Source organism: Micromonospora sp. NPDC049799 (assembly GCF_040656655.1).
Taxonomy (GTDB): Bacteria; Actinomycetota; Actinomycetes; order Mycobacteriales; family Micromonosporaceae; genus Micromonospora.
In genome coordinates this window covers 1-12,390 of sequence record NZ_JBFAMU010000116.1, presented here as the reverse complement: position 1 = coordinate 12,390, position 12,390 = coordinate 1, and the positions used below count along the sequence as shown (strand labels likewise).

At 73.8% G+C, this 12,390-nt stretch carries 13 protein-coding genes; 5 read left to right on the top strand and 8 right to left on the bottom strand.

The features are described 5' to 3' along the window. Positions 1-711: ATP-binding cassette domain-containing protein (locus tag AB0I76_RS12045; protein ID WP_357033704.1), on the bottom strand; the 711-nt coding region annotated here is incomplete at its 3' end. Between the two features lie 75 nt (positions 712-786). Here AB0I76_RS12045 and AB0I76_RS12040 point away from each other — a divergent pair. After that, on the top strand, positions 787-1,569 hold the full coding sequence (locus tag AB0I76_RS12040; protein ID WP_357033702.1) for a TetR/AcrR family transcriptional regulator: 783 nt from the start codon (positions 787-789) through the stop codon (positions 1,567-1,569). A 10-nt stretch (positions 1,570-1,579) separates the two neighbouring features. Continuing rightward, the gene (def, locus tag AB0I76_RS12035) at positions 1,580-2,089 is read left to right on the top strand and encodes a peptide deformylase (RefSeq protein ID WP_357033700.1); all 510 of its coding nucleotides are present in this window, start codon (positions 1,580-1,582) and stop codon (positions 2,087-2,089) included. A gap of 100 nt (positions 2,090-2,189) precedes the next feature. On the opposite strand, the gene AB0I76_RS12030 is transcribed toward def, so the two are convergent. From AB0I76_RS12030 to AB0I76_RS12020, 3 genes are all read right to left on the bottom strand, one after another. Beyond that, positions 2,190-3,770 (bottom strand): VWA domain-containing protein, encoded by a 1,581-nt coding sequence (locus AB0I76_RS12030; protein ID WP_357033698.1) that lies wholly within the window; start codon positions 3,768-3,770, stop codon positions 2,190-2,192. Between the two features lie 236 nt (positions 3,771-4,006). After that, positions 4,007-4,783: a GNAT family N-acetyltransferase gene (locus AB0I76_RS12025; protein WP_357033696.1), complete on the bottom strand. Its 777-nt coding sequence runs from the start codon at positions 4,781-4,783 to the stop codon at positions 4,007-4,009. Between the two features lie 34 nt (positions 4,784-4,817). Further along, positions 4,818-5,591 carry a TSUP family transporter gene (locus AB0I76_RS12020; RefSeq protein WP_357033694.1) on the bottom strand — a complete coding sequence of 258 codons (774 nt, stop codon included), beginning with the start codon at positions 5,589-5,591 and terminating at the stop codon, positions 4,818-4,820. Between the two features lie 176 nt (positions 5,592-5,767). Between AB0I76_RS12020 and AB0I76_RS12015 the strand changes: the two genes are divergently transcribed. Next, on the top strand, positions 5,768-6,547 hold the full coding sequence (locus AB0I76_RS12015; RefSeq protein ID WP_357033692.1) for an endonuclease/exonuclease/phosphatase family protein: 780 nt from the start codon (positions 5,768-5,770) through the stop codon (positions 6,545-6,547). On the opposite strand, the gene AB0I76_RS12010 is transcribed toward AB0I76_RS12015, so the two are convergent. Both AB0I76_RS12010 and AB0I76_RS12005 read right to left on the bottom strand, forming a co-directional pair. After that, a complete protein-coding gene (locus AB0I76_RS12010) occupies positions 6,544-7,575 on the bottom strand; it encodes a hypothetical protein (RefSeq protein WP_357033690.1) in 1,032 nt (343 codons plus the stop codon). The genes AB0I76_RS12015 and AB0I76_RS12010 overlap by 4 nt on opposite strands. Before the next feature lie 44 nt (positions 7,576-7,619). After that, positions 7,620-8,681 (bottom strand): FAD-dependent oxidoreductase, encoded by a 1,062-nt coding sequence (locus AB0I76_RS12005; protein ID WP_357033688.1) that lies wholly within the window; start codon positions 8,679-8,681, stop codon positions 7,620-7,622. A gap of 56 nt (positions 8,682-8,737) precedes the next feature. On the opposite strand from AB0I76_RS12005, the gene AB0I76_RS12000 reads away from it, so the two are divergent. Then, on the top strand, positions 8,738-9,304 hold the full coding sequence (locus tag AB0I76_RS12000) for a TetR family transcriptional regulator C-terminal domain-containing protein (protein ID WP_357033687.1): 567 nt from the start codon (positions 8,738-8,740) through the stop codon (positions 9,302-9,304). On the opposite strand, the gene AB0I76_RS11995 is transcribed toward AB0I76_RS12000, so the two are convergent. After that, positions 9,292-10,296, bottom strand: coding sequence for a tyrosine-type recombinase/integrase (locus AB0I76_RS11995; RefSeq protein ID WP_357033685.1), 1,005 nt, complete (start codon positions 10,294-10,296; stop codon positions 9,292-9,294). The genes AB0I76_RS12000 and AB0I76_RS11995 overlap by 13 nt on opposite strands. A 114-nt stretch (positions 10,297-10,410) precedes the next feature. On the opposite strand from AB0I76_RS11995, the gene AB0I76_RS11990 reads away from it, so the two are divergent. Continuing rightward, complete coding sequence (locus tag AB0I76_RS11990; protein ID WP_357033683.1) at positions 10,411-10,965, top strand: cysteine hydrolase family protein; 555 nt, start codon at positions 10,411-10,413, stop codon at positions 10,963-10,965. Between the two features lie 193 nt (positions 10,966-11,158). On the opposite strand, the gene AB0I76_RS11985 is transcribed toward AB0I76_RS11990, so the two are convergent. Beyond that, on the bottom strand, positions 11,159-12,115 hold the full coding sequence (locus AB0I76_RS11985; RefSeq protein ID WP_357033681.1) for a hypothetical protein: 957 nt from the start codon (positions 12,113-12,115) through the stop codon (positions 11,159-11,161). Positions 12,116-12,390: the final 275 nt, after the last annotated feature.

Genomic DNA, 12,390 nt, shown 5'->3' with positions numbered 1-12,390 from the left:
CACGTGATCCTCAAGGAGTTCTTCGTCGACCGGCGAACGCCGCGTTTCGTCGACTACGTCCGCACGTTCACCGACCTGCCGTTCCTGGTCACGCTCGGCGAGGCGGTCGGCCTCCTCCAGGTACTGCGTGGTCAGCAGGACCGTGGTGCCGCCGTCGGCCAGCGCGCGGACCGCCTCCCACACCTGGGCGCGGGCGCGCGGGTCCAGCCCGGTGGTGGGTTCGTCGAGGAACAGCACCGGCGGGTCGAGGACCAGCCCGGCGGCCAGGTCGAGGCGGCGGCGCATCCCGCCGGAGTACGTGCCGACGGGCCGGTCACCGGCCTCGGTCAGGCCGAAGCGCTCCAGCAGGTCCCGGGCCCGGTCGCGGGCGCGAGCGGCGGGCAGGTGGTGCAGGCGCCCGAAGAGCACCAGGTTCTGCCGGCCGCTGAGCACCTCGTCCAGGGCGGCGTGCTGGCCGACCAGCCCGATACGGGCACGCACCCGGTCCGGCTGCCGCCGTACGTCGAACCCGGCGACCCGCGCCGTGCCCGCGTCGGCCCGCAGCAGGGTCGTAAGGATCCGCACGGCGGTGGTCTTGCCGGCCCCGTTGGGGCCCAGCAGCCCGCAGACTCCTCCGGCGGGCACCCGCAGGTCCAGGCCCGCCAGCGCGACGGTGTCGCCGTACCGGCGGCGCAGTCCCTCGGCCTCGATCGCCACGTCGTCCGTCCGCATCCGCCGCCCCCGTCCGTCGCCTACCGTCCGCTGTACGGTACACCGTACGGTACGGCGGACGGTAGGGTGAGCCGTGTGACGACCGAGTACAGCGGCACCGGCGACCCCGCCCGCAGCCTCGCCCTGCTCTGGCGCACCCGCGAGCGCACCAGCCGCAAGGGCCGACCCGACCTGTCCGTCGACCGGATCGTGCGCGCCGCCATCGAGGTCGCCGACACCGAGGGGCTCGCCGCCCTGTCCATGCGCCGCGTCGCCGAACGCCTCGGCGTCGGCACCATGAGCCTCTACACCTACGTCCCCGGCAAGGGCGAACTCCTCGACGTCATGCTCGACACCGTCCACGGCGAAACACCCCCCGACGAGGAGCCGGCCGGCGGGTGGCGCGAACGCCTGGAACGCATCGCCCGGCAGAACTGGGACCGCTACCTGCGCCACCCGTGGCTGCTGCAGGTCGCCACCACCCGACCCCCGCTCGGGCCCAACCTCATCGCCCGCTACGAGTACGAACTACGCGCCGTCGACGGCATCGGCCTGACCGACCTGGAGATGGACGCCGTCGTCACCCTCGTCGGAGGGTTCGTCCACGGCGCCGTCCGCAGCGCCGTCGAGGCCGCCCAGGCCGCCGCCCGCACCGGCATGACCGAGCAGCAGTGGTGGCAGGCCCACGCCCCCTACCTGGAGAAGGCCCTCGACCCCCGCCGGTTCCCCCTCGCCGCCCGCGTCGGCACCGCCGCCGGGCAGGAGTACCAGGCCGCCGCCGACCCCGACCGCGCCTTCGACTTCGGTCTCGCCCGCATCCTCGACGGCGTCGAGGCCCTCGTCGGTGACCGCACGCAGACCCCCGACGCGGGACGATAATCTTGCCGGCATGACCATGCGCCCCATCCGGATCATCGGCGACCCGGTCCTACGGACCCCCGCCGAACCCGTGACCAGCTTCGACGCCGACCTGCGGGCCCTGGTCACCGACCTGATGGACACCCTGCTCGGCGCGCCCGGCCGCGCCGGCGTCGCCGCACCGCAGATCGGCGTCAGCGCGCAGGTGTTCGTCTACGACGCCGACGGCCACCGCGGCCACATGATCAACCCGACGCTCGAACTGTCCGACGAACTGCAGGACGACGACGAGGGCTGCCTGTCCGTGCCCGGGCTCTACTTCCCGACACCGCGCGCGCTGCACGCCACCGCCCACGGCTTCGACCAGCACGGCGAGCCGCTCACCATCGCCGGCACCGGCTTCCTCGCCCGCGCCCTGCAGCACGAGACCGACCACCTCGCCGGCCGGCTCTACGTCGACACGCTGCGCGGCGACGTCCGCCGCCGGGCACTCCGGGAGATCCGCGCCGGCCGCTTCGACTCACCCAGCCGCCGCGCCTGACCCACCCGACGCGCGCCTGTCCGCGTACGCGGAAGGCCGCCGGACCCTCGACGGGCCCGGCGGCCGACGCGTCACCCGGTCAGGACCGGGACGCCGCGGGTCACTTCGGCGGCGGAGCCACCAGGCACACCGCCGGGGTCGAGACGTTGCCGGCGTCGTCCACTCCGGTGATCACCGCGTCCCCGTTCAACGTCACCTTGTAGTCGATGTCACCGGTGCCGTCCTTCACCTTCGACTGCGCGCCCGGCGCCTGCACCAGCTTGATCTTCGTGCCCGCCGGGAACGGCCCGAACCGCACCAACGGGTTCATCGAGTCGACGATGAACACCTCCACCGCCGTGTCCACCACGTCGGTCGACGTCAGCTCGTAGAACCCGTCCGGGTTGTACGAGCCCGGGGTGTTGTCGCCGCTGGGGTTGTTCGTCGGCACGCACGCCGTGGCCGGCGCGGTGGTGTCCACCACCCGCATCACCGCGGTGTCGCTGCCGGTGTTCCCGGCCGCGTCGGTCGCCGTGCAGGTGACCGACGTGTCGCCCAGCGGGAACGTCGACCCCGGCGGCGGCACGCAGGTCGGGGTCAGCGGCCCGTCGACGTTGTCCGTCGCCGACGCCGGGTAGTCGATCACCGCGCCGGCCGGGCTGGTGGCCTCCACCGTCCGGTCGTCGACGACGACCGTCGGCGGGGTCACGTCGTTGACCCGCACGCTGATGGTCTGCACGAACGGCGCCCCGGCCGACACCCCGTCGAGCAGGAAGTCCACCGTGCAGTGCAGCACCGCGCCCTGCGCCGCGTCGCCCGCCACGGTGATCGTCTCCGCGAACGGCACGTCGGTGCCGGACTGCTGGGTCCGCGACGCCGCGTCGAAGGTCACCGACAGCCCCGGATCGCACGAGGTAACCGAGGGCGTGACCGTCACGTCCAGGTCCCGCAGGCCCGCCAGCAGCGCCGCCGTCACGGTGTCGGGGGAGCTGTCCACCAACTGCCCGCCGGTCGCCGCGACCACCGACGCCGCCTGACCCGTGGCGTCCAGCCCACCGGCCGCCCCGGCGACGTTGACCGCGATCACCCGCGCCTCGTCGGCCTGCAACGCCGCGCCGGCCTGCGCCAGCGTCCGCCCGTTGCTCGGGTCGTGGCTCGGCGCGTCACCCACCAGCACGACGATCCGGCTGCTGCCCGACCGGTAGGCCACCGCCCCTTCGGAGACCTCCACCAGCGCGTTCACCCACGCCTCCGGGGTGTCCCCGCCGCCGCCGGCGGCCAACCCGTCCACGGCCGCCTGCAACGCCACCGCGTCACCGGTCAGGTTCTGCCGCACGCGGAACAACTCCGCGCCGTCGCCGGTGTCCCGGTAGGAGGCCACCGCGAACTGCGCGCTCGGCTGCGCCGCCCGCACGTCGGTGATGACCTGCTGCAGGTTCGTCCGCACGTTCGCGATCGCCCCGCCCATGCTGCCGGTCGTGTCGACCAGCAGCACCACGTCCGGCTTCGGCGGGATCGGCGGCGTCGACACCACCTTGCTGACCGGAATTGACGTGCCCGGGTCGGCGTCGCGGTCCACCACCGCCGGGCTCACCCCCGGCGCCGCAGCCGCCGGTACGGCCAACGCGGTGACCATCGCCGTCGCCGCGGCCACCACCCCCAACCCCCGGGCTCGCCGCCAGGGCACTGTCGCTGTCGCCATCCGATGCTCCTTCAGCTCCGCCGCGCGAAACCCGCCCGGCCTCGACCGCAGACGCTAGGGGCCGCGAAGCGCCGCACCGGTCCGACACGTGCCACACTGCGCGTCGGGTTGTTGACGCCGCGTGTCGGCTGGACATGCAGGTGGTGACGGCCACGCGTGCACATCGCACCGTTCGCCCGGCCGTCGAGCCGAACCGGACCGTCGGACCGGACCGGAAGGCCAGCCCGGGACACCGATCAGTGACCGAAAACGGTCAACCGGTACTCGTGATAGTCGGCCACCGCCGTGAACCCCAGCCGCTCGTACAGGCGCACCGCCGAAGTGTTGTCGGCCCGCACGTTCAACGTCACGTGGTCCACGCTGTCGCGCAGCCCGGCGCACACCGCCGCCACCGCCGCCGCGGCCAGCCCGCGACCCCGCACCCTCGGCAGGGTCGTCACATTGCCCAACGCCGCCACCCGGTAGACCGGCGACCACACGTGCACCCCGGCCACCGCCACCAGCTCGCCACCGTCGCGGATGCCCACGTACCGCCCCGTGTCCAGCATCCGCGGATCGAACCAGTTGCCCGGATAGGCCGCCGCGTACAGCCGCTCCACCGCGGGCAGGTCGTCCCGGCCCAACGGCACACCCGCCGGCCGCACCGACGCCAACCGACCGGGATCCGTCAGCGCCATCTTCCGGTGCGCCGCCGCCGACTCCACCCGGAACGCCGGCACCAACGCCGACTCCACACCGGGGGACAGGTGCGCGTACACCCGCGCCGGCAACACCGACGTCAGCTCACCCAGCAGCGCCGACAGCCCCGCCGTGTCCGCCGGCCGCGCGAACGCCAGCAACGTCGGCAGGTCAGCGCCGTGGTACAGCAACGCCACCGCGTCCCCGGACCGGAACCACGACGTGTACGGCCAGAAGAAGTCGTCCAGATCGCCCAACTCGTACGCGTGCAGCACCGGATCCCGCCCCAGCAGCTCCGCCAGGACGGCCCGGTCGTGTTCGGCGCGCACCGGCATCAGCCGATGATCACACGACCACGCCGGCCGGGGATCACCCGGCCGCCCACTGGTCGTAGCCCAACTTGGCCACCAGCGCGAACACCACCACCAGCAACACCACCCGCACGAACCCCGCGCCCCGCCGCAACGCCATCCGCGCGCCCAGCACCGCCCCCGCGATGTTGCACACCGCCATCGCCGCGCCCAGCAGCCACCACACGTGACCGGTCGCCGCGAACACCACCAGCGCACCGAGGTTCGTGCCGGCGTTCACCACCTTCGCCATCGCCGACCCCTGCACGAAATCGGCACCCACCAGCGCCGTGAACGCCACCACCAGGAACGTCCCCGTCCCCGGCCCGATCAACCCGTCGTACAGGGCGATGCCCACCCCGGCCAACGCCACCACGGCGACCACCCGCACCCGGGTCCGCCGCTGCGGCAACGCCACCACACCCAGCCGCGGACGCAGCACCACGAACAGCGCCACCGCCACCAGCACCACCAGCACCACCGGCCGGTACGCCGACGCCGGCACCGCACCCGCCAACGCCGCACCCAGCCCCGCGCAGCACACCGCCAGGCCCGCCGACGGACCCGCCACCGCCCAGTCCAGCTTCGTCCGCCGCGCGAACGTCACCGCCGCCGTGGACGTGCCCGCGATCGCCGCGAGCTTGTTCGTACCCAACGCGGTGGCCACCGGCAACCCGGGCGCCGCCACCAGCAACGCCGGCAGCAACAGCAGCCCACCACCGCCGACGACGGCGTCGACCCAACCGGCCAACGCGGCCGCGGCGAGCAGGGTGGTCAGCGAGAACGGGTCCACGGGCGGCCATTCTTCCCACCCCCGCCGCCTCCACGGGACGCGCTGTGGCCAGCCTCACCGCCCCCGACGACGCCGCAACCACACCCCGGCGGCGCCGACCGCCACGAACACCAGCATCGAGCACAGCAGCAGCTTCAACACCCGGCAACCATGCCACGGCGACGTAAGGTGACACGGTGCGCCTGGCCACCTTCAACCTGCTGCACGGCCGCTCCCTCACCGACGGCCTCGTCGACCCCGACCGGCTCACCGCCGCCGTCACCGCCCTCGACGCCGACGTCCTCGCCCTGCAGGAGGTCGACCGCGACCAGAGCCGCAGCGGCCAACTGGACCTCACCGCCATCGCCGCCCGCGCCCTCGGCGCCGCCGAACACCGCTTCGCCGCCGCCGTCGTCGGCACCCCCGGCGAACAGTTCCGCCCCCTGCGCCACGACGACGACGGCCACGGCGAACCCTGCTACGGCATCGGCCTGGTCACCCGCCACAAGGTCACCACCTGGCAGGTCACCCGACTGCGCCCCGCACCCGTCCGCTCGCCGGTCTACGTACCCGGCCCCGGCGGCGGCCTCATCCTCCTGCGCGACGAACCCCGCGTCGTACTCGCCGCCGTCCTCGACACCCCCCGCGGCCCCCTCACCGTCGCCGCGACCCACCTGTCCTTCGTCCCCGGCTGGAACGTCCACCAGCTCCGCCAGACCGTCCGCGCCCTGCGCACCCTGCCCGCCCCCCGGATCCTCCTCGGCGACCTCAACCTCCCCGCCGGCCCCGCCCGCCTCGTCACCGGCTGGCACCCGCTGGGCCGACGCCCCACCTACCCCGCCGGCCAGCCCCGCGTCCAACTCGACCACGTCCTCGCCGACCGCGACGGCTTCGACCAACTCCCACCGGTCACCGCCGTACGCACCCCACTGTCGACGATCTCCGACCACCGCCCGCTCCTGGTCGACCTCGGCTAGAAAACCGCGGGCCGCCCGTGCGCCTCGCCCACGACACCCCCCGCCGCCCACCGCGGCAGCAGGGCCAGCGCGGCCTCCGCCCGCCGCCACCGGTCCACCGCCGACAACACACCCAGATCCGCCAGCGCCGCCTCGAACGCCGGCCGCAACGCCACCTCCCGCTCCGGGGCGTCCGCGGCGAGAATCGCGTGACAGCGGGCGTACGTCGCCAGGATCCAGAACATCGCCTCCCGATGCCATCCCGCCTCGACCAGCTCCGCGCCGCCGTCCACGGCCACCACCCGCGCCACCGGCGTGATGTCCGCGGCGAAGAACACCGGCGTACGCGCCACACGCGCCGCCTCGTCGAACGCCCGCGTCATCCCCGCCAGGTGCTCCCGCACCCGGCCCGCGCCGACACCACCACCGTCGAGCAGCCCCAGCAGCTCCGGATACCGGTCCACCGCCCCCACCTCCGCCAGCACCGCGCGTGCCACGACGTACCGCCGCCGCACCGTCGGATCCCGCAACGCCGCCACCACTGGCAGCAACGCCACCATCGACGTCGGAAACAACCACGCCGTCACCTGCGCGTGCAGCGGCGCTGAAGCGTCCCGCACCCGCAACCCGTCCTCGACCCGCCGCCGTACGCCGGCACACCGCCGCCGCACCCACACCGCCTCCGCGAACCCCGCCGACACCCGCTCGCGCAGCGCCGCCAACCGGCCCGTCGGATCCACCACCACCGTGTCCGTCCGGAACGACGGCGCGAACACCCACGACCCCAGCACGTCCTCCGGCGTCCCCAGGTCGTCCCACGTCACCGACGTGACCTCCACCAGCACGTCCCGATGCCGGAACTTGCCGACCTTGGCCGCCGGCTCGTCGCGCACCAGCACCACGTCCACGTCGGAGCACACCGGAAGGTCCGCGTCCGCCGCCATCGCCACCGTCGACCCACTGAAGAACGCACCCCGGATCGCCGGATCCCGCCGGCACTCCGCACGGACCCAGTCGACCGCCACCGCCCGCGCCGCATCCACCCGCATCCGTCGATCCTGCCAGCACGCCCCACCCACGCCTGAGCCGCCGATCAGCCCGGGGGACCGAACGACAACGCCGCCCGCAGCGCCGCGTCCCGCACGCCGACGAACCGCCGCACCTGCGCCAACCGGCTCGCCCACGCCGCCATCGCCGCCATCCGCTGCGTCGCCCGCCGACGCCGCGCGTCATACCGGGCCAACGCCGACGTCACATCCGAGCACGCCGCCAACGCGTCCACCAACGCCACCGCGTCGATCAACGCCTGACAGGCCCCCTGCCCCAGATCCGGGGTCATCGCGTGCGCCGCGTCCCCCAGCAGCACCAGCCGACCCCGGACGTACGACGGCAACGCCGGCACCATGTGCACGTCGTGGTGCAGCACGCCCGCGGCGTCCACCCGGTCCAGCACCGCGGGGACCGGATCGTGCCAGTCACCGAACCACCGGCGCAGCACCGCCACGTCACCCTCCGGCGGCCGGAACCCCTCCGGCGCGGCCACCGCCGCGTACCAGTTGGTCACCCCGGGAGCCTGCGGCGTCAACCCGAACTTGCGTCCCCGACCCCACGTCTCACCCCCGGCCGGCAGGTCCATCGCCACCGTGCCCCGCCACGCCGTCATCCCCGAGTACCGCAGTGGGAACCGGTCGGAGAACATGGCCACCCGCGTCGCGCTGCGGATCCCGTCCGCACCCGCCACCACGTCGTACGCCTCCGTCAACGCCGACGGGTCCGTCACCGCCTCGCCGAAGCGGACCGCGCCCGCCGGCAACGCCTCGGCGAGCAACCCCAGCAGCGCCGGCCGCGACAACAGCCGCACCCCCTCGCCGTGGCGCCGCCGAATCCGCGCCACGTCCAAAGTGGCGATCACCGACCCGTCGGGGCGACGCATCGCACCGTCCGGTTGCACGAGGCCCCGCTCGCGGGCGACCGTTCCCAACCCGAGCTCGTCCAGAGCCCGTAGCGCGGACGGCCAGATGCCCAACCCGGTGCCGACCGTGGGCAACCCGTCGGCACGTTCGAACACCGTGACCGCCCACCCGGACCGGTGCAGCCCGCCCGCCAGGGCGAGCCCACCGACGCCGCCCCCGACGATCGCCACCGAGCCTCGCATGACCCGCACCTTACTACAGATGTAGTCACCGACACTACTGATGTAGTCTCAGCGCCGTGGACACCCGCCAACGGCAGATCCTCGACGCCGCCATCACCGTCCTCGGCACCCGCGGCCCCCGACACCTCACCCACCGCGCCGTCGACGAGCAGGCCGGCCTACCCACCGGCTCCACCTCCAACCGCTACCGCACCCGCGAAGCCCTCCTCGCCGGCGTCCTCACCCGCATCCTCGACACCGAGACCGCCGGCTGGCACCGCCTCGCCGGCGACCTGGACCCCGTCGACCCCGACACCTTCGCCACCGTCGTCGGCGCCCTCGTCCACCACCTCGCCCACGACGGCCGCGCCCTCACCCTGGCCCGGCTAGCCATCTTCGGCGAAGCCGCCCACCAGCCCGACCTCCAGCGACAGATCGCCCACAGCCAGGCCGACCTCACCGCCTGGGCCGCACCCCTCCTGGCCGCCCTCGGCGCCCGCCACCCCGCCACCGCCCTGCGCCTGCTGCTCGCCCTCGTCGACGGCCTGCTCAACAACCAGCTCGCCAACCCCGACCCCGCGTTCGACCCCACCACCGCCATCGCCACCGTCCTGCCGGCCATCCTCGACCGTCACGACTCCTGACCGGCCCCCAGCAACCCCGACAACACCCGGTGCGTCCGGTTCGACCGCACCGCCGCCCGCTGCTGACCCGCCGTCACCTCGATGTACGTCTGCGACGACGCCAACGACGCATGCCCAAGCAACCGCATGATCTCCGCCGCGCCGGCCCCGTCCTCGGCCAACCGCGTCGCGAACGTGTGCCGCAACGCGTGCAGCCGCGCGCCCCGCGGCACCCGGTCACCGATGCCCGCCCGTCGGTAGCAGGACTCCACCAGGTACTGCAGCCCACCGCGCCGCAACGGCTCACCCCGCCGGTCCACCAGGAACACCGCGTCCGGCCGCACGCTCCGCGACCCGAACCGCCGCACCCGACTGTCCAGGTACGACTCCAGCACCCGGTCCAACTCCGGCTCCACCGGCACCACCCGCGGACGCCCGCCCTTACCGGCCACCTCCACCCGCCGCTCGCCCGCCCGGCCGCCCAGCGACGACACCCGCAACGACAGCAGCTCCGACAGGCGCAACCCCGCACACAGCGCCAGCGCCAGGACCGCCACGTCCCGCTCCGGCCACGGGTCGCGCTGCCGGCCGTCCTCCCGGGCCACCGCCGCGAGCAGCTCCTCCGGGGTGTCGTCGCCCCGCAGCGGCTTGGGCTGGGGGAGCGGTGCACGGGGGCGGCCGACCGCCGGCATCGGATTACCCGCCACCGTCCCCTCGGCCACCAGGAACGTGAAGAAGCTGTTCCAGCTCGACCAGGCCCGGTGAACCGACGCAGACGCCCGGGGAGCGGCGAACCGCGCGAAGGCCGTCCGCATGACCCGGGGGGAGAGCGCGGAGATCGACAACGTGCCGAGGGGGAGGGGAGGGGTGTGGGTCTCCGCGACCAGCGCCGCGACCGTGCGCAGGTCCCGCCGGTACGCCTCCAGGGTGTGGGGGGAGGGCTTACGGGTGGCACGCGCGGTCAGGAACTCCTCGATCAGATGCACTACCGATTCGTCCCGTTTGTCATGCATAAGCACTATTATGCATGACTTTCACGTTCCGGCCCACAGGGGGGAGGGGATTGGGCGCGCGTCTCGGGGGTCGGGCCTACCATCGGCGGGTCCGCCACGAGGAACGGAGCTGCCGTGACGACCCTGCCGGACAGGCCGCACACCGCACTGCTCGTCATCGACGTCCAGAACGGGGTGGTGGCCGACGCGCACGACCGCGACGCCGTCATCGCCAACATCAACACGCTGCTCGACAGGGCCCGCGCCCGGGACGTGCCGGTGGTCTGGGTCCAGCACACCGACGACGGCCTGCCGACCGGAAGCGACGACTGGCAGTACGTGCCGGAGCTGGTCCGGTCGACCACCGAGCCGCTCGTCCACAAGAGCCACGGCGACTCGTTCGAGGACACCGACCTGGAGGCGGTCCTCGCCGAGCGGCAGGTGGGCCGGCTCGTCGTCGCCGGAGCGCAGACCGACGGATGCATCCGCGCGACCCTGCACGGGGCCTTCGTGCGGGGCTACGACGTCGACCTGGTCGGCGACGCGCACACCACCGAGGACCTCACCGCGTACGGCGCACCGCCGCCGGACCAGGTCATCGCCCACACCAACCTGTACTGGGGATGGCAGAGCGGGCCGGGGCGGAAGGCCTCGACCGTCGACACGGCCGGCGTGAGCTTTACCGCCTGACCGGCCTCGGGGAGGCCCCTCCCGGAACGCTACTTGACATAATGTGCATTATCGAACGTGGCGATATGGCGGCGGACGGGCAGCGCGGACACGTCAGCGTCCCCGACAATTCGCGGGCGGCGGCGCGGAAATCCACCGTGGGGTACGCCGACGCGGTGGCCAGTTGTCCGGCCGCCGCGTCGGCGGTGTCGGGTCAGATGGCGCGGGCCCAGTCGAGCCGGCTGCTGTCGTCGTACTCGTCCCCCGGGATCCACCAGGGTTCGCCGAAGCCGCTGGTCGAGACGATGATGTTGCCGCCGTCGGGAGCCTCGTTGGTCGGCGGGATCGACAGCGCGGCGCAGTAGCGCCCGTCGGGTGAGAACACCGGGGACAGGTAGTAGCGGGGTTCGTCGGTGAGTCGCTTGAGACCGGTGCCGTCGATGCGCACCGAGCCGAGCGCCGCCCCGCCGAGCACCGTGGTGTCCCGGGTCCAGCGGTTGGTGCAGAACACGACCCGCTCGGAGTTGGGCATGAAGACCGGTTCCTGGAAGCGCTCGCCGGCCGCCTCGGGGGTGTAGATCGGCCGTACCTTGCCGGTGGCCAGCTCCAGCGTGCGCAGCTGCGGCCCCTCGGAGCGGCTGACCCACCGCATGACGATCATCGAGCCGTCCCGCGACCAGTTCGGGTGCGACATGGCGTGCCCCTGGACGAGCACCCGCTTTCCGCCGGTCGCCACGTCGACCGCGACCAGAGTGTCGTTGCCGATGACCAGGGCGATCTGCGTGCCGTCCGGGGACCAGGTCGGCGCGCCGTACTGAACGCCGGGCGGGTCGGCGAGCAGCTTCCGGATGTCGCCGGTGACCCGGTCGAACAGCGACACATAGGGCAGGAGCTGACCGTCGCCCGACCAGGCGTTGTTGACCCAGGCCACGTACCGCCCGTCGGGCGACGTGGTGGCCTGGTCGCCGTCGGTGAGCAGCTGCCGCGGCGTGGTGCGCCCGGGGTTGACCTGGAGCACCCCCCAGCCCACGCTGACCAGCCACGGCCCGTTGACCACCTCGGTGGTCTCCGCAGCGCCGGCGGGCGCCGCGGCGGTCAACCCGCCGGCCAGCCCGGCCGCGCCGGCCAGCGCGGCGGTCCGCAATAGCGCCCGTCGATTCATTCCTGTCATGGACACCCCCGTGGTAGACGTCGCTCCACCTTCCTGAAGGGATGATCGGGAGGGCATCAGACGAACAGCCGGTCCACCGTCGGCCACTCGGTCTGCGCGCACCGCGACGGGCCGCGAGCACGATGATCCGCCCCGGACACGCCGACGCGGCGGGCGGGGTGCGGGCGCCCCCCCCCCGGGGGGGGGGAGGTGGGGCGGGGCCCGGCCACCCCCCCGGGGTGGTGGGTAACGTGGCCGGGGGTGCACCCGGGGGGGGGGCCAAACCGCGCGCCGCG